Consider the following 22,896-nt stretch of genomic DNA (forward strand, 5'->3'; position numbering starts at 1 on the left):
GCCGCTGCGCGTCCGGCGGCGGCCGTGCGGCAGGATGAGAACCATGAGCGTAGTCAAGATCAACGTACTGACCGTTCCCGCCGAGCAGCGCGAGACGCTGGAGAAGCGCTTCGCCTCCCGTGCGCACGCCGTGGAGAACTCCGACGGGTTCGAGTGGTTCGAACTCCTGCGGCCGGTCGAAGGCACCGACACCTACCTCGTGTACACGCGCTGGCGTGACGAGGAGTCCTTCCAGGCCTGGATGGAGGGCCCCATGAAGTCGGCTCACCAGGGTGGCGGCGGCGCGGAAGGCGCAGAGCGTCCCAAGCCGGCGGCCAGCGGGTCCACGTTGTGGTCCTTCGACGTGGTGCAGCAGGCGGGGCCGAAGAGCGAGTAGTCGTTGGAGCAGCAGGAATTGGGGAGCCGTTCGCGAATCGGTCACGAATACCGAACCGCGAACGGAGCTCCTGGGGGTACGAGCGCAACGTTCGCAAGGCGAATGACGTCTCAGCCATGGCAACCTTGAGGGTCCGAGCGACCGGGGAGGCCGTCGGTGACTTCGTTGTTCATCAGCTTTGGCGGCCAGGACCGGGTCAAGGCGACCCAGATCCGCGACCGGTTACGGGGCGAGGGCTACGAGGCGCTCTTCCTGGACTTCGACCCGTCCGACGGAATTCCGGCCGGCCGTCGGTGGGAACGCGAGCTCTACCTGCAGTTGCGCAAGTCCGACGGCGTGGTCTTCCTCGCGAGCGGCACGTCGGTCCAGTCGCGCTGGTGCTTCGCCGAGGTGAGCCTCGCGCGTTCGCTGGGCAGGCCCGTCTTCCCGGTCCGTATCGAGGGTGACGCCTGGCTGGAGCTGCTCGCGGACGCACAGTGGGCTGATCTGGCCGACGGCGAGTCCGCCTTCACCAAGCTGTGGCGGGGGTTGCGACGCGCGGGGCTCAACCCGGCGGACTCGTTCTCCTGGGATCCCGCCCGGTCGCCCTTTCCGGGACTCGAGCCGTTCGAACGGCAGGACGCGGCTGTGTTCTTCGGGCGCGACCAGGAGATCACCCGGCTGCTCGACCTCCTGCAGCCGACGCTGCGCTACGGCGCCGGCCGGTTCGTGGCGATCATCGGCCCGTCGGGCAGCGGGAAGTCCTCGTTGCTACGCGCCGGACTGCTGCCCCGCCTGGAACGTTCTCCCGAGCACTGGGTCGTGCTCCCCGCGTTGCTGCCCGGCAGGCAGCCGATCCGAAACCTCGCGCACAGCTTCGCGCGGGCGTTCGACTCGTTCGGCAGGCACTTACCGATCGAAGAGGTGACCGACCGGCTCGGCGACGGCGGACTGGCGCAGCTCGGCGCCGAGCTGCACGAAGTCAGCGGCAGCCGCAACGTGCTCGTGGTGATCGACCAGGCCGAAGAGCTGATCACCCGCAGCGGCGCCGAGGAGCAGCAGGCGTTCCTGAGAATGCTGCGCGCCGGCCTGCACGACGACAGCCCGATCTGGGCGGTCGCGACGATGCGCTCGGAGTTCCTGAGCTCGGCGCCGGACCGGGCCGGGCTCGCCGAGGCGATCGACGACTCGCTCGTGGTGGAACCGCTGAGCCGGGCGCGGCTGCCCGAGGTGATCGAGCGGCCGGCGGGGCGGGCGGGCCTCGACTTCGCGGTGGGCCTCGTGCAGCGGATCGTGGAGGAGACCACGGGCGGTGACGCACTGCCGTTGCTGGCTTGCACACTCCAGCAGCTGTACGAACGGGTCGGCCCTGAGGGCACCGTGACGTTCGCCGACTACGCGGCCATCGGCGGTGTGGTCGGCGCGCTGCACCGGCAGGCCGACCGGGTCAGCGACGAGCTCACGCGGCGCGGCAACGGCGTCGTCCTCCCTACGCTGCTGCGGCTCGCGAGTATCGACCGCGCCGGTGAGCCGACCCGCAGACGGGTCCGGCGCGACGCGCTCCGCGCGGACGAGAACGCTGTCGTGCAAGCTTTCGTCGACGCGCGTCTGCTCGTCAGCCGGGGGCCGACGGTCGAGGTCGCGCACGAAGCCCTGCTGCGGCAGTGGACTCCGCTGCGGCACGAGATCGACGCCGCGTACCAGGCCCTGCGGCTGCGGTCCGAGGTGGAGCGACTCGCGGCCGACTGGGAACGCAGCGGACATGACGAGTCCTACCTGCTGCGCGGCGGCCGGCTGGCCACGTTCGAGGAGTGGGCCGAGAAGAACCCGGGCGATCTCGGGCCGCTCGACCAACAGTTCCTGCTGGCCAGCCAGACGCTGGCGCACCGCGAACTCGTGGTCGCGCAGGAACAGCAGCGTTACGCGACCAGCCGTAGCCTGCTGTATCAGGCGGAGTCGCTGCGGAACACCCAGGCAGGTATGTCGCTGCTGTTCGGCATCGCGGCGATGGACGTGCACCCGAGCCAGGAGGCCCGCGCGAGCCTCGTGACCACATTGATCCACAACCACTACGTGGCGACGCTGACCGGACACGCCGCCGCCCTGTCGACGGTGACGTTCAGCCCGGACGGGCGCACGATGGCCACGGGTGCCCGCTACGAGCCGGGCGTGCTCCTCTGGGACGTCACCGGTGTCCCGCGCCGGTTGTCGGCCATCGACGTGCACAACGACGCCGTGTGGGTGCTGCTGTTCAGCCCCGACGGGCGTGTGCTCGCGACGGGCGGTCCCGACTCGACGGTGGTGCTGTGGGACGTCGTCGACCCGGCGAGACCGCGCAGGCTGGCCATGCTGACCGACAACGACCTGAACTGGGTGAGCTCGGCCGCATTCAGCCCGGACGGCGGCGTGCTGCTGACCGGTCACTGGGACAACAGCGACGGCGGCCACGGCGACAAGGCCGTGCTGTGGGACGTGACCGACCGGTCCCGGCCGCGCCGTCTGTCCACGATGGATTTCCCTCTCACCGGCCCGGTGCACGATGTCGCTGTCAGCGGGACCATGGCGGCCACCGGCCACGACGACGGCTCGGTGATGCTGTGGAACATCAGCGATCCGGCCGTCCCGTGCCGGGAGAAGGTGCTGACCGGCCATGTGAACTCCGTCTGGGCGGTCGCGTTCAGCCCGGACGGCACCGCACTGCTGACCGGCGGGACCGATCGGACCGCCATCCTGTGGGACATCGCGAACTCGAGTCCGCTGGCGACGTTGACCGGGCACACCAGCGGAGTGCGCGCGGTCGCGTTCGGTCCGGACGGCCACACCGTGGCCACCGGCAGCTGGGACCACACGGCGATCCTGTGGGACATCGCGGTGCGCAACCGCCCGGTACGCCTGGACACCCTGGGCGGACACCGGGAACCGTTGTCCGCCATGGCCTTCAGCCCGGACGGGCGCCGCATCGCCACCGCCAGCAGCGACCGGACCGCGGTCCTGTGGGATGTCGCGGTCGGCGCCCGGCCGACCAGGATCGGCAAGCTGACCGCGCACACCGATGACACACCCGCACTCGCCGTCACTCCCGACGGCAGCACGATCATCACCGGCAGCCGAGACGGAACGGCGATCCTGTGGCGTGGCCAGGAGCCGGTCACGACCCTGACCGCGCACACCGACACGGTGTTCGCCGTCGCGGTCAGCCCGGACGGACGCTCGCTGCTCACCGGCAGCCTCGACGCGACGGCGATCCTGTGGGACCTGTCGGGCACCGAGCTGGCGCGGCTGACCGGGCACGCCGGCGGTGTCATGGCGGTCGCCTTCTCCCCGGACGGCGCGACCGTGGCCATCGGCGACGAGGAGGCGACCACCACGTTGTGGGACGTCACTTCGGCACGGCGACTCGCGGTCCTGACCGGACACCGATGGGACGTGCGCGCGGTGCCGTTCACCCCCGACGGCCGGATCATGATCACAGGTGGCGTCGACGGGGTGATCACCGTATGGAACGTGTCCGATCGCGAGGACCCGCGGCGGCTGACGACACTGACCGACGACGCCTCGATCTACGCCGGAGTGTTCAGCCCGGACGGGCAGACGCTCGCGGTCGCCCAGGAGGACCAGAAGACCACGTTGTGGGACATGTCGGATCCATTGCGCCCCAACCGTTTCGCCACTTTGCGCGGGCAGGCCAGCTCGGTGTACACGGTGGGATTCAGCCACGACGGGAACCTGCTGTGCACCGGCGGCTACGACCGGACCGCGATCCTTTGGGACGTCACCGACCGGCGCCGGCCGCGGGAACTGGCCACGATGGGCGACTTCGCACGCCCGGTGCACGCCGTGGCGTTCCTGCCGGACCGGCCGGTGCTCGCGATCGGCGGGGACGACAGCCCGGCGCTGTGGGACATCGCGCACCTGACGGAGATCGTCGCGCGACCGGCGAAGGTGGCGCGCGAGGCCGCCGGCCGTGAGCTGAGCCATGAGGAGTGGGAGAGCTACGCGCCCGACCTGCCCTACCCCTATGACTGATCCGGCGCGAGTTGTCACAGCCCGATGCCAGAATGCGGGGATGTCGTCCTCTCACAGCCTGCCCGGTTCCCAGGACCGGGCACTTCGGGCCCGGTTGGTGAAACTGATCGAGGGCATCGCCCCTTGGGACGACCTGGAACGGGCTCATCTGCGCACGACCGGCGAGTGGCTGGCCGGCGGCGCACCGGTGTACAGGATCCGCAAGCCTGACGTCCCGACGATGCACCTCGTGACCTACTTCGTCGTACTCGACGACCGGCGCGGGGAATTGCTCCTCGTCGCGCACCGCAAAGCCGGGCTGTGGCTGCCGCCGGGCGGGCACGTGGAGCCGGGTGAGGACCCGTGGGCCACGGTGGTGCGCGAGTGCCGGGAGGAGTTGGGCGTCCCGGCGATCGCGTCGGACGTCACGGGTGAGCTCCCGCTCTTCCTCACCGTCACCCGAACCCGGGGACAAGGGGAACACACCGACGTCTCGCTCTGGTACGTCATCAGCGCGGACGCGGAAGCCCTCACCTCCTACGACGAGGAGGAGTTCACGGCGATCCGATGGCTGACTCCCGATCAGGTACTCGCCGCGCCGCTCGACTCGATGGATCCCCACATGCACCGCTTCACCCGGAAGCTGGTGCAGGCCCGGGCTTCATGACCTCGGCGGTGTCGTGCCAGGACTCTCGGGTTCGGGGTGCTGCGATCGGGCGACCATGGCCACCAGCACGACGGTGACGCTGATCAGCAAGGACCAGGCGCCGAACTTCTCCACTCCCACGGGTTGCCAGCCGTTGAGCTGGTAGGGGTAGCGCCAGGCGCCCAGGTAGGTGGCGAGGTTCTCCGCCACCCAGAGGAAGAAGCCGATCAGGACGAACGACAGCGCGAGCGGCATCCGTCGGCGTGCACCGCGCACCGTGAAGCGCACCGAGGTGCCCGCGGTGACGGCCAGCAGCAGTGCGGCCAGGAGCCAGCGTGCGTCGGGAAGCCAGTGGTGGCTGAAGAAGTTGACGTAGATGGCCGCGGCGACGAGCGCCGTCGAGCGTGGGCGGTACCGGACGAGCTCCAGGTCGTGGAGGTGCCAGGCGCGGCAGACGTAGCTGCCGACAGCGGCGTAGAGGAAGCCTCCGTACAGCGGCACGCCCGCGAACTTCAGTACGGCCGGTTCCGGATAGCTCCACGAGCCGAGGGACACCTTCACGACCTCGAAGGCCAGGCCGATGACGTGGCAGATCGCGATGACGGCGACGTCCCGCCCGTTCTCCCAGCCGCGCAGCCAGAACAGCAGCGTCAGCAGCACCCCGTAGACGACGAGCAGGTCGTAGCGGGCCACGGGGAGGCCGGGCAGCAGGGTGGATGCCGCCACGCCGGACATCAGGGCGATGGCGAAGGCACAGGACCGTGTCTGTATCCACGCGAAGTCGAGCAGCTGGCGCAACGATGCCGCCAGGGGGCCTGTGATGCTTGTGGTGACCATGATCCCAAAGACGAGACTGTGGCTTCCTCGGTTGCCACCGGTCCCCGTCTCCGCCCAGGCCCCCGCTCCCGTCGGTCGGTGTGGTTGCCGGCGGAATACGGCGCGGCCTGGCGGTGCAGGCCGCAGGTCCGGCCTGGCACCGCTCGTCGTCGGTGCCGGTGCGCTCGCTCTGCTCGGGCCGCTCACCGCGGCGACCGCGGTCGCGGCTTCCGACACGGACGGGGGCGATGCCCGCATCATGGCCGCGCCGTACGGCGAGACCATCAGCGACAACGGCTACACCAACAACGTGTGGGTCAAGCTCGTCGAGGGCTATGTGAGCGCCGTCTACCTCATGGGCAACGAGTACGGGGACCTGCCCGCTTCCGCGACCTGCTGACCTCGAGGAGGGGGCGCCGTCGCCGAAAATCCGTTGCGGCGGCACTCCCCTCCCCCGGACCCTGAGCCCATGTCCTACGTCTTTCGTCCCGCCGGTCTCACCGATGCGGCCGCCATCACCGAACTGCTCAACGAGGTCGACCGGATCGAGATCGGCCGGCCCGAGACCGACCAGCACGAGGTCGAAGCCGATCTGAAGCGGAGCGACATCGCTCTGGAACGCGACTCGTGGCTGGCCTTCGACGGCGACCGCCTGGTGGCGTACGGCCTGCTGTGGGACGAGTCGGGGGGCGAGCGCATCGACGTCGACCATTACGTGCTGCCCGACCACCAGCGGGCCGGGGAGTTGATTCTGGACTCGATGGAGGCCCGGGCCCTGGACAAGGCCCGCGAGAACGGTGCGGCGAGGGCGGTGGTGCATCTGCACCTCAACACGGAGCCCACACTCGACACGGGGCTGATCGAGGAGCGGGGCTGGTCCGTCGTACGGCGCTATCACGTGCTGCAACGGCCGGTGGATGCGGCCACGGACCTCGTGCCGGAGGTGCCGTCCGGCGTACGGCTGCGGTCATGCGCCGACGAGGCCGACCGTGCCCGTGTCCATGCGCTGCACCAGTCGAGCTTCGCCGAGCACTTCGACTTCCAGCCGCGTACCTACGACCAGTGGCTGGAGGACGTCGACGCCGACCTGCTCGACTGGTCCCTGGTGTGGATCGTCGGTACCGAGGAGCTGGGGGACGCCGGGTTCCTCCTCGCCCGCGACGACCGGGCGGCGATGGGCTGGATCCGGAGCATCGGCGTGACGCGAGAAGCCCGTGGTCTGGGCCTCGGTGGCCTGCTGCTGCGGCACGCGTTCGCCGCCTTCGCCGCGCGGGGACGCCAGACGGTGGGGCTCGGCGTGGACACCGCCAACGCCACGGGGGCTCCCGCCCTGTACGCCCGGCACGGGATGGCCGTCCATTACGCCGTCGACAGCTGGGAGGCGGTCCTGAAGTAACCGGGGGCAGCAGTGCTGAGTCGCACGAAGTCCTACGTGGGCCGGGGCAGTTGAGGCTCAGGTACCCCTGCATACCGTGCGAGCCCCGGTGCGCAGAACACCGGGGCCGACGGGGACGGCGCAGTCAGCGGCCTCTGACGCCCTGCTGGGAGCTGCTTCTGCGGGCGTTGTTGTACAGGCGCAGCAGGTGCTTCGCGACCGCGCACGGCGCCGAGTCGGCGTGACACTGCCGACAGGTCTGCATGTGGTGTTCGTAGTCGGTACGTGTCTGCTGCAGGGCATCGCCTTGAGACGGCATCGAGTTCCTCGGAGTCGACTGTGGTGGGGGGTGGAGGTGGCGGGGCGGGTGCCGAAGGGACCGCGCGACGCACCTGACAGCGAAGTTGATCATGTTACTTGCGGTAGAAGGAAGCCCGGCCCCGACGCCGCCCCCATCACCGGCCAGCTGGAAAACACTTGGACTTCGCGGTCACCGTCGCGGGACACTGCGTACTCAAGCAGTAACTCGACGTAATCACAGGGGTGGGATGGGAACGCCTGAATCGCGCAGGGTCCTGCCGGGCAAACGCTCGGTGCTTCTCGCACTTCGTTACTACGGACGGGAGTTGGCCCGGCTGCGGTGGCTGACGGCACCGGCGATGCTGCTGTCGGCGCTCGGCAACATCGGGATCAACTACATCGCGCCGCTGATCGTCGCCAAGCTCGTCGGCGACATCGCGGGCGACACGGACGTCACCCTCGGCTCGACATTGCCGTACGTCCTCGGCTTCGTCGGTGTCCTGCTGCTCGCCGAGACGCTGTGGCGTATCGCTCTGCACTGCCTGAACCGCCTGGACGCCCTGGGCATCGAGCATCTGTACGTGATCGGGATGGACGAGCTGTTCGCCAAGGACGCGGCGTTCTTCCACGACAACTTCGCCGGGTCGCTGACGAAACGCGTCCTCAGCTTCGCCTCCCGTTTCGAGCAGTTCGTCGACACGCTGACGTTCCAGATCGTGGGCAGTTTCGTGCCGCTGGTGTTCGGGGCGGTGGTGCTGTGGCGCTACGAGCCTCTGCTGGTCGTCGGGCTACTGACGATGATCGCGGTGACGGCGGTGTGTGTGGTGCCCCTCATCCGGCGCCGCCAGGCGCTCGTCGACGAGCGTGAGGAGGCGATCGCCCGGGTGTCGGGCCACGTCGCCGACAGCCTGATGAACATGGACACGGTGCGGGCGTTCGCCGCCGAGCGCCGCGAGGCCGCCGAGCACCGCTCGCGTGTGGCGGTGTCGCGGGCGCTCACCCTGCGGTCGTGGGACTACGGCAATCTGCGCATCGACACACTGGTCGCACCGATGTCCGTGCTGACCAACGCGATGGGCCTGCTGCTCGCGGTCACGCTCGGTGGGGGCGAGCACGGAGTGGAGGCGGTCGTGGTCGCCTTCACCTACTACACCAACGCGACGCGGATCATGTTCGAGTTCAACCAGATCTACCGTCGGCTGGAGAGCTCGATGACGGAGGCCGCACAGTTCACCGAGCTGCTGCTGACGCCGCCGACCGTGCTCGACCCGCCGTCGCCGGAGCCGCTGCTGCCCGCCACCGCCGCCACCGCCGCCGACGTCCGCTTCGAGCAGGTCCGCTTCGCCCACGCCGGCGGTCGGTCACTGTTCGAGGGTCTCGACCTGGCCGTGCCCGCCGGGGCGAAGGTCGGCCTCGTGGGCCGGTCCGGCGGCGGCAAGACCACGCTCACCCGGCTGCTGTTACGGATGACGGACATCGACGGCGGCCGGATCCTGATCGGCGGTCAGGACATCAGCAGGCTGCGCCAGGCCGACCTGCGCAGTCTGATCGCCTATGTGCCGCAGGACCCGGCGATGTTCCACCGCACGCTGCGGGACAACATCGCGTTCGCCCGGCCGGACGCAGACGACGACGAGATCCGCCGTGCGGCCGAGGCGGCGCACGTCACGGAGTTCGTCGATACGCTGCCGAACGGCTTCGACACCATGGTGGGCGAGCGTGGCATCAAGCTGTCCGGTGGTCAGCGTCAGCGGGTCGCCCTCGCCCGGGCGATCCTGCGCGACGCGCCGATCCTGCTGCTCGACGAGGCGACCAGCGCTCTGGACTCCGAGAGCGAGATCCTCGTCCAGGAAGCGCTGTGGCGGCTGATGGACGGGCGCACGGCGCTGGTGGTGGCGCACCGGCTGAGCACGGTCGCCACCATGGACCGACTCGTGGTCCTCGACCGCGGGCGGATCGTCGAGCAGGGCACCCACCACGAACTGCTCGCCGCGGAGGGCGCCTACGCAAAGCTCTGGGAGCACCAGTCGGGCGGCTTCCTCGACGACAACCCTGCGCGGGCGGAGTTGCCCTGAACCGGAGACGGGCGGGCGGCGAGCGGCGGACACGCCCAGCCGCCCGCCTGCAGCGCCTGGGCGGGACTTCGCCTTCTCAGTCGGCGCAGCAACCGGTGGCGTCTCGGCCGCTGGCGTCTCGGCCACTGGTGTCTCGGCCACTGGTGTCGAGTCGGCAGAAGCAGGACGCCTCGATCGGTACGTCCGCCATCGCGGCAGCGAGTCGCAGCTGCTGGGCGACCATCTGTGCCTCCGCGGTCCTGCCCAGACGCATCAGGCACTCGTGGAGGCCGTGCAGGGACCAGACGTTGCCGGGATGCTGCAGGGCGCGCGGGAGGGTGCCGTCGAGGCCGAGGTCGGCCCGGTAGACCGCCTCGGCCTCCTCGATGCGTCCCTGTTCGAGGAGGAGGGCGCCGTAGGCGTGCCGGGTGGGCTGCATCCAGCCCCACGGTTCGTCGTAGGGGAGGTTGTCGTCCAGTTCGATGGAGCGTTCCAGGGCGGCGAAGGCGGTGTCGAAGTCGCCCTTGCGGTACTCCAGTTCGCCGTCGAGCATCGCCGAGGCGATGGCGAGGATGTCGGCGCAGGTGTTGTTGAAGAGCATGCGGGTCTCGGGGACACGGGCGACGGCCTCGCGGAAGAGCCGGCGTTCCGTCTCGGCCTCCGGGACGCGGTGGGTCGAGGAGTAGGCGACGCCGCGGGCGTAGTGGAGCATCGCGGTCGTCACACAGTACAGCTCGGGGTCGGCGGGCAGGGGCAGCTGCAGGATGTCGTCCCAGCGTCCGAAGCGGATCAGGGCGTGGACCCGCATGGCGAGGAAGCCCTCCAGCCAGTCGGCCATGGGCGGGCTCGGCACACGCAGCAGGTCCGCCGGGATGGATGCCTCGAGCTGCTCGACGGTCTGAAGGGCGACCTCGGACTGGCCGAGGAACATCGCGCCGTAGATCTTGAAGTGGTAGTTGTGCGTGCGGTACAGGGTGTAGAAGTTCATCGCCCCTGCTCGGGAGCGGTACTTCTCGTCGGCCGCGATCGCCGCGGTGTTGTCAGAGACCACCCGCCGGTAGTCGCCGCACAACACCTCCAGGTGCGAGGGCATGTGCAGCAGATGCCCGGCGTCGGGCATCAGGCTACGCAGCCGGTCCGCGACGAGCAGGGCCGCCTCGGGGGTCGGGGACATCTCCATCAGGTGGATGTACATGTGCACCACGCCCGGGTGGTCACGTCCCGCGTCGGTGGCGAGGGCCCGGTCGAGGGTGGCCTTGGCCTCCGGCGTGCGTGCGCCCTCGGCCGGTTCGCCGGTCCTGAGGTCCCACAGCTGCCAGGGGGTGAGGTTCATCAGGGCGTCGGCGTACAGGGTGGCGATGTCCGGGTCGTCGGGGGCGAGTTCGTAGACCGCGCGCATGCTGTCGGCGTAGGGGGCGTTCCAGATCGAGCAGTCCGCCACGGCCTTCGCCTGCGGGTAGCGGGCGCGCAGTGCGGCGATCAGGGCCTGTTCCACGGGGGTGGCGGTGTCCGCTTTCGCGTGGGCCAGTTCCACGGCGGCGTGGGTGCGGTCGACGGTGCGGGCCAGGTCCTGGTCGTCGAAGAACTCCCAGGGTTTGTTGTAGTTCGGGCCGAGCGCGTAGGCGATGCCCCAGTGGGCCATGGCGCAGTCGGGGTCGGCCGCGACAGCCGCCTCGAAGCAGGCGACGGCTTCCTCGTGGTGGAAGGCGTACGTCCACATCAGGCCGCGGTCGAACCAGAGCTGGGCCTGGGCGGAGGACGTGGTCACGGGGCGGGTGTAGGTGCCGAGGTCGTAGTACTCCATCGTCTGTCTCCTGCCTGTGCTGCGCCCGCCGTGTCGTTCCCGAGTCTTGCCGAGAGCATCCGTTCTGCCGACCCCTGGGAATGCGGTGTCGGTGTCGGATGTCCGGAATGCTCCGGGTGGCTGCGGCCGCTCCGGGTCGGTGGTGGTACGGGTCTCGCAACGACAACGGGGAGAGCTGATGCCCGGTTGCGGGTTCGCGCATTTCGCAGGGTGTGGTGGAACAGGGGCTCACGGGCCCCCTCCGCCCCGTGGGTACCCGGCCCGGCGGAGCGGAGCGGAGCGGTGCGGCGACGGCCCGGTCGGTGCGCCCGGACACCCCGGCTCGGGACGCCCAGGTGCGGGCAGGGTGCGTCGTGGCGCATTCTTGCTGTGTCGCGCGCGTGAGGGCGTACGGACGAGGTAGGGCCGATGACTGGGAGCGCCGAGGACGCAGAGCGGACGCCCGGCAGGCTGGCGGCGCTGCTGATCGATGCCTCGGCGGAGGCGATCAGCGCGGCCGGTGGCCACGCGGCCGGGGTCTATCTGCGCTCCGGCACGCCCGGACTGCTTCGTCTGGCGGTGCTGGAGGGGCTGCCGGGGCCGCTGTTCCGGCCGTGGTGGCGGCTGCATGTGGACCGGCCGTTCCCCGTTGCGGACGCCTATCGGCTCGGCGTCGAGGTGGTGCTGCCGAACGCGACGGAGACGATGCGCCGCTATCCGCAGTTCGCGGCCGGTCTGCCGTTCCAGTTCGGGTCCCTGCACGTCCCCGTCGCGGGCGGGTCGGCCGTGTACGGGGTGCTGACCGTGCTGCGGCCCTCGGCGCAGGACGCCACGGAGCTGCTGCCGGTGCGTGAGCGCATGGCCCAGGTGGCCCAGGAGCTGGGATCGGCGCTGCGGACGCTGGAGGCCCAGGACGCGTCGGCGGTGTCGTGGGACGGCGGGCCGCTGTCTGTCCGCCCGCCGGCCGGCCGCCCGCCCACGGGGCGCGTCGGACGGTTCGCCTGGGATCCGGTGACGGGTGTTGTGACCATGGACGAGCGGCTGAACGTCGTACTGGATACGGCCTCGGGGAAGTCCGACGGCGCCGCGGAGGCGTTCGCGGAGGCCGTGGCACCAGGTGATGCGGAGCGGGTTCTGGCGGCGCTGCGGGAGGCGGCCGGTGGCCGGCCGCCGGCCCTGCCGCTGTATGTACGCGCGCCGGACGGTGCGTTGCGGCTGGTCGAGGTGTGGGGGCCGCACGACGACTCGGCCCCGTTCGGTGCGGCGACGGTACGGGGTCTCGTCCTCGATCCGGGGCCGGGCGCGGTGGCGGACGCGGCGGCCGATCTGCTGCCGGACGGTGTGTTCTGCCTGGACCGGGTGGGCGCCGTCGTCTACGCGAATCCGCATGCGGCTCGGCTGCTGCGCCGGCCGCGCACCGAGTTGCTGGGCCGGACCCTGTGGGAGGGCGTGCCGTGGCTGAACCAGCCCGCCGTCGAGGATCACCTGCGCGGAGCGCTGCTGTCTCCGGACCCGGTGCACTTCCATGTCCGCAGACCGTCCGCCCATGGGCGTGAGTCCGGCGCCGTAGCCCGTAATCGCGAGCCCGCCCCTTCGCTCGAGGACGACGTGCTCGCCATGTCCGTCTATCCCGGCCGGGACCTGCTGACGTGCACGCTCCGTCCGGGACACCGGATGGCGGCCGGTCCGGCCGGGCTGCCGGACACGCCCGGCTCGCCGGAGACGGCCGGTGCGCCTTCGCTCTCTCCTCTCTACCGCCCGATCGTCCTCGCCATCGCGCTGACCGAAGCGGTCACCGCCCGTCAGGTGTCCGCCGTGGTGATGCGGGAGCTGCTGCCCGCGTTCGGCGGCCGCCGGCTGGCCATCTACCTGCTGCAGGAGCGGCACCTGTACCTGGCCTGGGAGACCGGATTCCCCAAGGGGTTCCTCGCCCCCTTCGAGGGTGTGGGGCTGGACGAGCGGCTGCCCGGCGTCGAGACGCTGACCAGTGGCCGCCCGCTCTTCTTCGACTCGATGCAGCAGCTCGCCGACGCCTATCCGGGCATCGCGCTGGACGCGACGGAGGGAGCCCGCGCTTTCCTGCCCCTGATCGCCTCCGGGCGTGCGGTCGGCTCGTGCATCCTTGGCTTCGACCGGCCCCGCAGCTTCAGCACCGAGGAACGCACCGTGCTCACCGCCATGGCCGGGCTGATCGCACACGCCATGCAGAAGGCAAAGCTCTACGAGAGCGAGGCCGCGCTGGCCCGTGGACTGCAGCAGGCACTGCTCCCCCGGCGGCTGTCGCAGCACCCGCTGGTGGAGACCGCCGGGCGCTATCTGCCGGGCACCCAGGGCATGGAGGTGGGCGGCGACTGGTACGACGTCGTCTCAGCCGGGGACGGTCTGGCCCTGGTGATCGGCGATGTGCAGGGGCACGGCGTTCAGGCGGCGGCCACCATGGGCCAGCTGCGCAGCGCCGTGCGGGCCTTCGCTCTCGGCGACCGGCCCCCCGACGAGGTCATGAGCGGCACCAACCGCCTGCTGATCGACCTCGACGCCGGTCTGTTCGCGAGCTGCTGCTACATCCGGCTCGATCCCGCGACCGGCGTCGCCCAGGCCGCCGTGGCCGGGCACCTGCCGCCGCTGCTGCGCCGCCCCGACGGCCGTACGCATGTCGTCGACCTGCCCGGCGGGGTCGTGCTCGGCGTCGATCCGCAGGCCCAGTACCCGGTGGCGGAGCTGCGGATGGAGCCCGGTGCCGTCCTGGCGTTGTACACGGACGGGCTGGTCGAGCGGCCAGGTGCCGACATCGACGACGGCATCAGCGCGCTCAGGGTGGCGCTGGCCAAGGCCGGTGCTCCTGCCGGCCGCCGGGGTGGCCGCTCGCTGGCGGGCGTGGCCGACCGGCTCACCGTGACGGCCCGGCACACGGCGGACCGCCCCGACGACATCGCGCTGCTGCTCGCCACGCGGCGGGCCACGCCACCGCCCCGTAAATGAGGGGGCGCCGATGACGCCGGGCGGCGTAACCCTGGCGTGGGGACGGGAGTTGCCCGGATTCGCCCCCTCACTTCTGTGATCGTCGTGTGAGGGAGACAGCGGGTCCTGTCACGTTCCGTGACGTCTCTCGCCTCCTGGGGCGCGGCAGTGTAGACATGGGCACATGGTCCGACTATCGGGTCGATCCGGGGCCCGGTCGGCCCGTCGTCCGAGCGGTCTGCGCACCCGGGGTGCGTCCGACCGCGTCTTTGCGGTGCCCGAACGGGGAATCCCGCGCGATCCGCTCGCCGACGGGCAGCGCAAGGGCCCGCTGGCCGGGGTGCGGTCGGCGCTGGGCGGGCGCAGCGTCGCCGGGCAGGTGTTCCTGCTGCAAGTGGTGATCGTGCTGCTGCTGGTCGTCGCCGCGGTGGTCGCGCTGGTGCTGCAGACGCGGTACGACACCACGCAGGAGGCACGCAACCGTTCGGTGGCGGTCGCCGAGGCGTTCGCGAACGCGCCCGGCACCCGGGAGGCGCTGGACAGCCCGGATCCCAGCGCCATCCTGCAGCCGCGCGCCGAGGCGGCGCGCGAGGCGACCGGCGTGGACTTCATCGTCGTCATGAACACCGACGGCATCCGCTACAGCCACCCCAGGCCGGACCGCATCGGGAAGAAGTTCGTCGGGACCCTGGAACCGGCGCTGGCCGGGAAGGTCGTGGTCGAGCAGATCACGGGGACCATCGGTCCGCTCGTGCAGGCGGTGGTTCCCGTCAAGGACCCCGACGGGAAGGTCGTGGGCCTGGTGTCGGCCGGGATCACCACGAAGACCGTGGGCGGCACCGCGGACCGGCAACTGCCGCTCGTCCTGACGGCCGCGGCGGTGGCACTCGCCCTGTCCACGGCGGGCACGGCACTGGTCAGCAAGCGGCTGCTGCGGCAGACGCACGGCCTCGGGCCGGACGAGATGACCCGGATGTACGAGCACCACGACGCCGTCCTGCACGCCGTCCGGGAGGGCGTGATCATCGTCGGCGACGAGGGGCGGCTGCTGCTCGCCAACGACGAGGCGCACCGTCTGCTCGACCTCCCCGAGGACGCCGAGGGACGCCGCGTCCTCGACCTCGGCCTCGCCCCCGACACCGCCGAACTGCTGGACTCCGGCCGGATGGCCACGGACGAGGTGCACCTGGTCAAGGACCGGCTGCTCGCCGTCAACCAGCGCCCCACCCACCTCAGGGGCCGGCCCTCCGGCAGCGTCGCCACGCTCCGCGACTCGACGGAGCTACGGGCCCTGTCCGGCCGGGCCGAGGAGGCCCGCGAACGCCTGAACATGCTGTACGACGCCGGTGTCGGCATCGGCACCAGCCTGGACGTCACCCGTACCGCCGAGGAACTGGCGGAGCTCGCGGTGCCCCGGTTCGCGGATTACGCCACCGTGGACCTGTTCGACGCCGTGCTGGGCGGCGGGCAGCCGGGGCCGGTGACCCGGCTGCTGCGCACGGCGTCCAGCGGGATACGCAAGGACGCGCCGCTGTACCCGGTGGGCGAGCAGATCCGGTTCGTCGACTCCTCGCCGCAGGCCCGGGCGCTGGGCGGCGGGCAGGCCGTCGTCGAGCCGAGCCTTGGGGAGGCGCCGGGCTGGCGCGCCCAGGATGTGGAGCGGTCGACGCAGGTCGTGGACTTCGGCATCCACTCACTGATCGCGGTGCCGCTCAGGGCGGGGTCCCTGGTGCTGGGCGTGGTCAGTTTCTGGCGGTCGCAGAAGGGCGAGCCATTCGACTCCGACGAGGTCGCGCTCGCCGAGGAGCTGGTCGCGCGGGCGGCGGTGTCCATCGACAACGCCCGCCGGTACACGCGAGAGCACAGCATGGCGGTGACCTTGCAGCGCAGCCTGCTGCCTCGCCGCCTGCCCGAGCAGAACGCGCTGGACATCGCCTACCGGTATCTGCCGGCGCAGGCCGGGGTGGGCGGCGACTGGTTCGACGTGCTGCCCCTGTCCGGCGCCCGGGTGGCGCTGGTGGTGGGGGACGTCGTCGGCCACGGGCTGCACGCGGCGGCCACGATGGGCCGGCTGCGTACGGCCGTGCACAACTTCTCCGCCCTGGACCTGCCGCCCGACGAGCTGCTCGCGCTCCTCGACGAGCTGGTCGCCCGGATCGACCAGGACGAGACGGAGGAGGGCGACAGCGCTCCGGTGGCCGGCGCGACCTGTCTCTACGCGATCTACGACCCGGTCTCCCGGCGGTGCACCATCGCCCGCGCCGGGCATCCGCCGCCGGCCCTGATCCGGCCGGACGGCACAGTGGAGTTCCCCGAGGTGCCCGCCGGTCCCCCGCTGGGCCTGGGCGGGCTGCCGTTCGAGACGGCGGAGCTGGAGCTGGCGCAGGACAGCCGGCTCGTGCTCTACACCGACGGGCTCGTGGAGGACCGGGACCGGGACATCGACGAGGGCCTGGAGTTGCTGCGGGCCGCGCTGGCCCGGGCCGGCCGGTCGCCGGAGGAGACCTGCCGAGCCGTACTGGACGGCCGGCTGCCCGAGCGGCCGAGCGACGACATCGCGCTGATCGTGGCGCGGACGCGGGCCCTCGGCACCGACCTGGTCGCCGAGTGGCAGGTCCCGTCCGACCCGGCGGCCGTCGCCCAGGTGCGCTCCGACGTGACGCGGACGCTTCAGCAGTGGGGGCTCGATGAACTGTCGTTCACCACGGAGCTGATCCTCAGCGAGCTGGTCACCAACGCGATCCGGTACGGCGGTGACCCCATCCGCGTGCGCATGCTCCGCGACCGCAGTCTGATCTGCGAGGTCTACGACGCCAGCAGCACCTCGCCGCATCTGCGCTACGCGGCCATGACGGACGAGGGCGGGCGCGGCCTGTTCCTCGTGGCGCAGCTTGCCGAGCGCTGGGGTACGCGGTATCTGCCCACGGGCAAGGTGATCTGGTCGGAGCAGCCGCTGCCGTAGTCGGCGGCTGCCCCGTGCACGCCTGTTTGTGCGCGCCGCTTCGTACCCGCCTCTTCGTACCCGCCCCTTTGTGCATTGGTACGAACCTTTGACGCGACCGGTGCGCCTCGCGGCCAACCTCTGATAGGAAACCTTCCTATCAGTGTCACGTGCGACCAACTCCCCACCCCCCACCTCCACTTGGAGCCGCCGTGAAGCACCCCACGCACACGTCGCGCCGCACCCTGCTCGCCCTGATCGGCGCGTCTCTGGCGTCGACCCCGCTCCTCAACTCCCCCCGTGCCGCCGCGGCCCGAGCCGCGGTGGGACTCGACGACCCGGCGAAGAAGGAGATCGCCATGCAGTTGGTGTCGAGCGCGGAGAACTCCTCGCTCGACTGGAAGGCGCAGTACAAGTACATCGAGGACATCGGCGACGGCCGCGGCTACACCGCCGGCATCATCGGCTTCTGCTCCGGCACCGGCGACATGCTCGACCTCGTCGAGCTGTACGCCGACCGCCGCCCCGGCAACGTCCTCGCCCCGTACCTGCCGGCGCTGCGCCGGGTGAACGGCACCGACTCGCACGACGGGCTCGACCCGAACTTCCCCCGCGACTGGGCCCGGGCCGCGCAGGACCAGGCGTTCCGGCAGGCGCAGAACGACGAGCGTGACCGGGTGTACTTCAACCCGGCCGTACGGCAGGGCAAGACCGACGGCCTACGGGTGCTCGGGCAGTTCGCGTACTACGACGCCATCGTCATGCACGGCGACGGCACCGACCCGACCAGCTTCCGCAACATCCGCAGGCGCGCCCTGAACCGGGCCCGGCCGCCGGCGCAGGGCGGCGACGAAGTCACCTACCTGCACGCCTTCCTGGACGCGCGGGTGTGGGCCATGAAGCAGGAAGAGGCCCACAGCGACACCAGCCGGGTCGACACCGCCCAGCGGGTCTTCCTGCGCAAGGGCAACCTCGACCTCGATCCGCCGCTCGACTGGAAGGTGTACGGGGACAGTTACCACATCGGCTGAGCGGCACCCGGCGCCCCGGACGAACGGGGCGCCGGACCTCGCCGAACGCACCTCTCGCCCGGCATGAGAGAGTGACCGGCGCGGCCCGCACGGGTCATAAGGTTGCTTTATGAGCTCATAGAGCGGACCCGCGTACCGACTTAGGCTTGCCTTAGTTTAGGCTTCCCGACGAGATCGTTTGTCGCCGCTCGAAGGGACCCTGATCATGCCCCGCCCCCTGCGGGTAGCCATCGTCGGAGCCGGCCCCGCCGGGATCTACGCCGCCGACGCCCTGCTCAAGTCCGACGTGGCCGCCGAGCCCGGCGTGTCCATCGACCTCTTCGAGCGCATGCCGGCGCCGTTCGGTCTGATCCGTTACGGTGTCGCCCCCGACCACCCCCGCATCAAGGGCATCATCACCGCCCTCCACCAGGTGCTCGACAAGCCGCAGATCCGCCTCTTCGGCAATGTCGACTACCCGAACGACATCAGCCTGGACGACCTGCGCGCGTTCTACGACGCCGTGATCTTCTCGACGGGCGCGACGGCCGACCGCGAGCTGCGCATACCCGGCATCGACCTCGACGGGTCGTACGGCGCCGCGGACTTCGTCTCCTGGTACGACGGCCACCCGGACGTGCCGCGCACGTGGCCGCTGGAGGCGGAGAAGGTCGCCGTCCTCGGTGTCGGCAACGTCGCCCTCGACGTGGCCCGCATCCTCGCCAAGACGGCGGACGAGCTGCTGCCGACGGAGATCCCGCCGAACGTCCACGAGGGCCTCAAGGCCAACAAGGCGCTGGAGGTCCACGTCTTCGGCCGCCGTGGCCCGGCGCAGGCGAAGTTCTCCCCGATGGAGCTGCGCGAGCTGGACCACTCCCCCAACATCGAGGTCATCGTCGACCCCGAGGACATCGACTACGACGAGGGCTCGATCGAGACCCGGCGCGGCAACAAGCAGGCCGACATGGTCGCCAAGACGCTGGAGAACTGGGCGATCCGCGACGTCGGCAACCGCCCGCACAAGCTGTTCCTGCACTTCTTCGAGTCGCCCTCGGAGATCCTCGGCGAGGACGGCAAGGTCGTCGGCCTGCGCACCGAGCGCACCGCGCTCGACGGCACCGGGAACGTCAAGGGCACCGGCGAGTTCAAGGACTGGGACGTCACCGCGATCTACCGCGCCGTCGGCTACCTGTCCGACAAACTCCCCAAGCTGCCCTGGGACATCGACTCGGGCACCGTCCCGGACGAGGGCGGCCGGGTCATACAGGAGTCCGGCGAGCACCTGCAGTCGACGTACGTCACCGGCTGGATCCGGCGCGGTCCGGTGGGCCTCATCGGCCACACCAAGGGCGACGCCAACGAGACGGTGTCGAACCTGCTGGACGACTTCGCGAACGGCCGTCTGCAGACGCCGGGTTCGCCCGAGCCGGAGGCGGTGGAGGCGTTCCTCGCCGAGCGCGAGATCCGCTTCACCACCTGGGACGGCTGGTACAAGCTCGACGCCGCCGAGAAGGCGCTGGGCGAGCCGCAGGGCCGTGAGCGCGTGAAGATCGTCGAGCGCGAGGACATGCTCCGGGAGAGCGGCGCGTAAGTCAGCGACAGCAACGCCAGAGGGCCCGGGGTTGATTCGCCGGGCCCTCTCGGTTTTCGCACCCTCGGGGTGATCGGCGCCTGTTAGCGTCCCTCGGTGTTCTCACTTCTCGAGCCCCCCTTCTTCACCCGGCTGCGCGATGCGCGGCGGGTGCTCGTCGCCGGCGCCGGCGGCGGTTTCGACGTGTACGCCGGTGTGCCGCTGGCCCTCGCGCTGCGGGCGGCCGGCAAGGAGGTGCAGCTGGCCAATCTGTCCTTCTCGGATCTGTACGGGCTGGACCTCGATGTGTGGGTGGACCACCACGTCGCGGCGATACGCCCGGACACCACGGCCCGCGGCGACTACTTCCCCGAGCGGACTCTCGCCACATGGCTCGCCCGGCAGGGCCTGCCCAACATGGTGTACGCGTTTCCCCTCACGGGCGTCCAGCCGCTCCGGGCCGCCTACCGCGCGCTTGTCGAGCATCTGGGCGGCGTGGACGCGATCGTGCTGGTGGACGGCGGGACCGACATCCTGATGCGCGGCGACGAGAACGGGCTGGGCACGCCGGAGGAGGACATGGCCAGCCTGGCCGCCGTGGCCGGGCTCGACGAGGTTCCCGAGCGGCTGGTGGCGTGCCTCGGATTCGGGGTGGATGCCTATCACGGGGTCAGCTACTCCCTGGTGCTGGAGAATCTCGCCGCGCTGGACCGCGAGGGCGGCTACCTCGGCACGTTCTCGCTGCCGCGCGACAGCCGCGAGGCAAGCCTCTACCTCGACGCGGTGGAGCATGCCCAGCAGTGCACGCCGGACCACCCGAGCATCGTCCAGGGCTCCGTCGCGGCCGCCGTACGCGGCGACTTCGGCGACGTACGGTTCACCGCGCGGACCCGGAACAGCGAGCTGTTCGTCAATCCGCTCATGGCCCTGTACTTCTGCGTCGACGCGCCCGCCCTGGCCCGGCGCAACCTCTATCTCGACCGGCTGGAGAACACCGCGCTCATGCGCCAGATCAGCTCGGCCATCGCGGAGTTCCGCGACGAGCTCCCGCGTCAGCGACCGCCGCGGGCCTACCCGCACTGATGCGCCTTCGTCTCACATTTCGGTGAAGTCGCCACAGCACTCACGTGCACTGCATACACTCCTGATCTTCACAGAAGCTCCATACAGGGGGGATGTTTCTCCATGCGTATACGCATTGTCGCCACAACCGCCGTCGTGGCCGGCGCACTCACCGCGCTGTCCGCCGTACCGGCCCAGGCCACCGAGTACTCGTCCGCGCTGAAGATCAAGGGCATCCAGTACGACGCGCCCGGCCGCGACTCCAACAGCTGCTCCACCGGAAACACCGACGAGGAATACCTGACGATCAAGAACTACTCGTCGAGCACGACGGTGAACCTCAAGGGCTATGTCGTCAGGGACGCCAGCAGCACCAACAAGTTCGTCTTCACCGCGAACCACTATCTGCAGCCCGGTGACTACGTGAAGCTCCGGGGCGGCAACGGCTCCGACTCCGACAGCAGGAACGTGGTGTACCGCGACAACTGCAACTTCATGTGGAACAACGACAAGGACACCATCAAGCTGTACAAGCCCTCGGGCGCCGGCGCCGACTTGCACTCGTACACCAAGAGCGGCAGCGACCCGGACGGAAACGGCTACATCAACTACCACGGCTGACCGTTCGCAGTCCGCGAGTGAGCAGGACCCGCCCCAATGCGGATGGTGGGCGGGCCCTGCTCACCGAGTCATTGTCATGACCGGACGTGGTGCGGGCCACGAGTGAGCGACGGTCGGGCTGTGCGGATGGTGCACACCCCGTGTGCGGACCCCCCGCCCGACCGGCGTCCATCTGCGGCGACGATACTGGTACGAGCATCTACCCCCGCCCACAGATGGACTCATGCCCAGCTCCTCCAGCGCCCGCCCCACGATCCCGCCCTCGGTGTGGTCGGCCCGTGGCCGTCACATCGGCCCCGCCGCGGAAGACGTACTCCGGCTCAGTCTGCGGCAGCTCAAGGACAGCCAGGTCATAGACGACTTTCTGGAAGTGCCCGAGGCCGAGGGCGCCCAGGAGTGGATCTTCGAGGCTCGATGGCGGGTCGCCGACGCGGTGACCGTACGGGCCCGACTGACCCTCGAACGCGACTCGGCCGAGGGGCAGCAGTGGGTGCTGGTCGCGGAGGCGCAGGCTCCGTGGGACCCGCGGTGGCCGTCCCCGGCCGCCATGTTCTGGCCGCAGGAGCCGGACGCCACCTGGGACCACGATGCGCTCACGGGCCTGCGCCTGAGGGACATCAACCCCCTCCCCTCGGACGACAAGGCCGTTCGGCGCATACTGCGGGACTCCGCGCGCGACGGCTGGACCATCCATGTCGTCGTCCACGAGGCCATGACCACGGACGAGCGCGGCCGCGTGCCGCTTGCCGGGATGCTGCCGCCGAGCCTGCGGCACCGGGTGGTCGAGCATCGCGCCGCGCCCCATCAGCTGCGCGTCGTGAACTGGGCCCTGCGGGACTTCGGCGTACAGGTGCCACGTGGTGGTGCCGTGGTGCTGCCCGGCACCACGGCCTCGTCCGGCTACGACGCCGACGACTTCGCCGTACGCAGCGTCTTTCTCGACGGCTCGCAGCCGGCCGAACTCATCCATACCGTGACGCGCTTCGCCGCGCTGCCGCGCCCGTTGCCGGACGGCGGCGAGGAGGCCGTCACCGCCCTGCGCGAGGAGTGGCGGCTGCTGACGCTCGAGGAGGAACTCGCCCGTGAGCGCAAGCTCGTGGCGATGTACGCCGAGGCGCTCGAGGCGATGACGAAGTCCCGCGACCTGTATCGGGAGGCCGCCGAGCAGGCGCATGCCGCGCTGGCGGCCTACCGGGAGTCCGCCGGGGCCGAGCCCGAGACACGGCCCCAGCCGGACGCCGCCGCGGCGACGTCCCCGCTTCAGCAGCTGACCCGGACCTTCGAGCGCCTCAAGGTCCCCGCCTGGGCTCGCAGGCCCGGTCCCGGCGCGGACCGTGAGCAGGAGGGCAAGGCCGTCGAGGAGCAGGCGGAGACGTCGGACCGCTAGAGCGTGTCTCGTC

At 70.6% G+C, this 22,896-nt stretch carries 16 protein-coding genes; 13 read left to right on the forward strand and 3 right to left on the reverse strand.

The genetic code is table 11. From position 1 onward, the window contains the following. The first annotated feature begins 43 nt into the window (after positions 1–43). From EHO50_RS38265 to EHO50_RS38275, 3 genes are all read left to right on the forward strand, one after another. On the forward strand, positions 44–376 hold the full coding sequence (locus EHO50_RS38265; RefSeq protein ID WP_128436362.1) for an antibiotic biosynthesis monooxygenase family protein: 333 nt from the start codon (positions 44–46) through the stop codon (positions 374–376). Between the two features lie 156 nt (positions 377–532). Beyond that, positions 533–4,381: an nSTAND1 domain-containing NTPase gene (locus tag EHO50_RS38270; protein WP_128436367.1), complete on the forward strand. Its 3,849-nt coding sequence runs from the start codon at positions 533–535 to the stop codon at positions 4,379–4,381. Positions 4,382–4,421: 40 nt separating this feature from the next. Next, the gene (locus tag EHO50_RS38275; RefSeq protein ID WP_128436372.1) at positions 4,422–5,027 is read left to right on the forward strand and encodes an NUDIX hydrolase; all 606 of its coding nucleotides are present in this window, start codon (positions 4,422–4,424) and stop codon (positions 5,025–5,027) included. Here the strand turns inward: EHO50_RS38275 and EHO50_RS38280 are convergent. Further along, positions 5,022–5,843: a DUF817 domain-containing protein gene (locus tag EHO50_RS38280; protein ID WP_128436376.1), complete on the reverse strand. Its 822-nt coding sequence runs from the start codon at positions 5,841–5,843 to the stop codon at positions 5,022–5,024. The two genes, EHO50_RS38275 and EHO50_RS38280, sit on opposite strands and share 6 nt — an antisense overlap. Positions 5,844–6,081: 238 nt before the next feature. On the opposite strand from EHO50_RS38280, the gene EHO50_RS45465 reads away from it, so the two are divergent. Continuing rightward, entirely contained in the window at positions 6,082–6,222 is a 141-nt protein-coding gene (locus tag EHO50_RS45465) for a hypothetical protein (RefSeq protein ID WP_246101800.1), read from the forward strand. Between the two features lie 69 nt (positions 6,223–6,291). Further along, the gene (locus EHO50_RS38290; RefSeq protein ID WP_128436382.1) at positions 6,292–7,218 is read left to right on the forward strand and encodes a GNAT family N-acetyltransferase; all 927 of its coding nucleotides are present in this window, start codon (positions 6,292–6,294) and stop codon (positions 7,216–7,218) included. A gap of 124 nt (positions 7,219–7,342) precedes the next feature. On the opposite strand, the gene EHO50_RS44330 is transcribed toward EHO50_RS38290, so the two are convergent. After that, the gene (locus EHO50_RS44330; protein WP_164905071.1) at positions 7,343–7,516 is read right to left on the reverse strand and encodes a hypothetical protein; all 174 of its coding nucleotides are present in this window, start codon (positions 7,514–7,516) and stop codon (positions 7,343–7,345) included. Positions 7,517–7,745: 229 nt separating this feature from the next. Between EHO50_RS44330 and EHO50_RS38295 the strand changes: the two genes are divergently transcribed. Then, positions 7,746–9,572, forward strand: a complete 1,827-nt coding sequence (locus EHO50_RS38295; protein ID WP_128436387.1) for an ABC transporter ATP-binding protein — start codon at positions 7,746–7,748, stop codon at positions 9,570–9,572. Positions 9,573–9,648: 76 nt separating this feature from the next. Here the strand turns inward: EHO50_RS38295 and EHO50_RS38300 are convergent, their stop codons facing one another. Then, positions 9,649–11,355, reverse strand: a complete 1,707-nt coding sequence (locus EHO50_RS38300) for a tetratricopeptide repeat protein (protein ID WP_246101801.1) — start codon at positions 11,353–11,355, stop codon at positions 9,649–9,651. A gap of 408 nt (positions 11,356–11,763) precedes the next feature. On the opposite strand from EHO50_RS38300, the gene EHO50_RS38305 reads away from it, so the two are divergent. The 7 genes from EHO50_RS38305 (at position 11,764) to EHO50_RS38335 (ending at position 22,883) form a co-directional block, all read left to right on the forward strand. Next, a complete protein-coding gene (locus EHO50_RS38305; protein ID WP_128436391.1) occupies positions 11,764–14,313 on the forward strand; it encodes a SpoIIE family protein phosphatase in 2,550 nt (849 codons plus the stop codon). A 163-nt stretch (positions 14,314–14,476) separates the two neighbouring features. Next, positions 14,477–17,254 carry a SpoIIE family protein phosphatase gene (locus EHO50_RS38310; protein ID WP_128436396.1) on the forward strand — a complete coding sequence of 926 codons (2,778 nt, stop codon included), beginning with the start codon at positions 14,477–14,479 and terminating at the stop codon, positions 17,252–17,254. Between the two features lie 191 nt (positions 17,255–17,445). Then, positions 17,446–18,264: a chitosanase gene (locus EHO50_RS38315; RefSeq protein ID WP_128436401.1), complete on the forward strand. Its 819-nt coding sequence runs from the start codon at positions 17,446–17,448 to the stop codon at positions 18,262–18,264. A gap of 205 nt (positions 18,265–18,469) precedes the next feature. Continuing rightward, positions 18,470–19,834, forward strand: coding sequence for an FAD-dependent oxidoreductase (locus EHO50_RS38320; protein ID WP_128436406.1), 1,365 nt, complete (start codon positions 18,470–18,472; stop codon positions 19,832–19,834). 96 nt (positions 19,835–19,930) lie between these two features. Beyond that, positions 19,931–20,896: a DUF1152 domain-containing protein gene (locus EHO50_RS38325; protein ID WP_128436409.1), complete on the forward strand. Its 966-nt coding sequence runs from the start codon at positions 19,931–19,933 to the stop codon at positions 20,894–20,896. Positions 20,897–20,998: 102 nt separating this feature from the next. Then, positions 20,999–21,496 (forward strand): lamin tail domain-containing protein, encoded by a 498-nt coding sequence (locus tag EHO50_RS38330; protein ID WP_128436412.1) that lies wholly within the window; start codon positions 20,999–21,001, stop codon positions 21,494–21,496. Positions 21,497–21,719: 223 nt separating this feature from the next. Further along, complete coding sequence (locus tag EHO50_RS38335) at positions 21,720–22,883, forward strand: hypothetical protein (RefSeq protein WP_128436417.1); 1,164 nt, start codon at positions 21,720–21,722, stop codon at positions 22,881–22,883. The last annotated feature ends 13 nt before the right edge of the window (positions 22,884–22,896 follow it).

The sequence above is a fragment of the Streptomyces cyaneus genome, from assembly GCF_004028635.1.
Lineage (GTDB): Bacteria > Actinomycetota > Actinomycetes > Streptomycetales > Streptomycetaceae > Streptomyces > Streptomyces cyaneus.

What these genes read in the sequence shown, in the direction of transcription:
- EHO50_RS38265 (WP_128436362.1), top strand. Translation starts at nt 44, where the DNA reads ATGAGCGTAGTCAAGATCAACGTACTGACCGTTCCCGCCGAGCAGCGC.
- EHO50_RS38275 (WP_128436372.1), top strand. Translation starts at nt 4,422, where the DNA reads ATGTCGTCCTCTCACAGCCTGCCCGGTTCCCAGGACCGGGCACTTCGG.
- EHO50_RS38280 (WP_128436376.1), bottom strand. Translation starts at nt 5,843, where the DNA reads ATGGTCACCACAAGCATCACAGGCCCCCTGGCGGCATCGTTGCGCCAG.
- EHO50_RS45465 (WP_246101800.1), top strand. Translation starts at nt 6,082, where the DNA reads ATGGCCGCGCCGTACGGCGAGACCATCAGCGACAACGGCTACACCAAC.
- EHO50_RS38290 (WP_128436382.1), top strand. Translation starts at nt 6,292, where the DNA reads ATGTCCTACGTCTTTCGTCCCGCCGGTCTCACCGATGCGGCCGCCATC.
- EHO50_RS44330 (WP_164905071.1), bottom strand. Translation starts at nt 7,516, where the DNA reads ATGCCGTCTCAAGGCGATGCCCTGCAGCAGACACGTACCGACTACGAA.
- EHO50_RS38295 (WP_128436387.1), top strand. Translation starts at nt 7,746, where the DNA reads ATGGGAACGCCTGAATCGCGCAGGGTCCTGCCGGGCAAACGCTCGGTG.
- EHO50_RS38300 (WP_246101801.1), bottom strand. Translation starts at nt 11,355, where the DNA reads ATGGAGTACTACGACCTCGGCACCTACACCCGCCCCGTGACCACGTCC.
- EHO50_RS38305 (WP_128436391.1), top strand. Translation starts at nt 11,764, where the DNA reads ATGACTGGGAGCGCCGAGGACGCAGAGCGGACGCCCGGCAGGCTGGCG.
- EHO50_RS38310 (WP_128436396.1), top strand. Translation starts at nt 14,477, where the DNA reads ATGGTCCGACTATCGGGTCGATCCGGGGCCCGGTCGGCCCGTCGTCCG.
- EHO50_RS38320 (WP_128436406.1), top strand. Translation starts at nt 18,470, where the DNA reads ATGCCCCGCCCCCTGCGGGTAGCCATCGTCGGAGCCGGCCCCGCCGGG.
- EHO50_RS38330 (WP_128436412.1), top strand. Translation starts at nt 20,999, where the DNA reads ATGCGTATACGCATTGTCGCCACAACCGCCGTCGTGGCCGGCGCACTC.
- EHO50_RS38335 (WP_128436417.1), top strand. Translation starts at nt 21,720, where the DNA reads ATGCCCAGCTCCTCCAGCGCCCGCCCCACGATCCCGCCCTCGGTGTGG.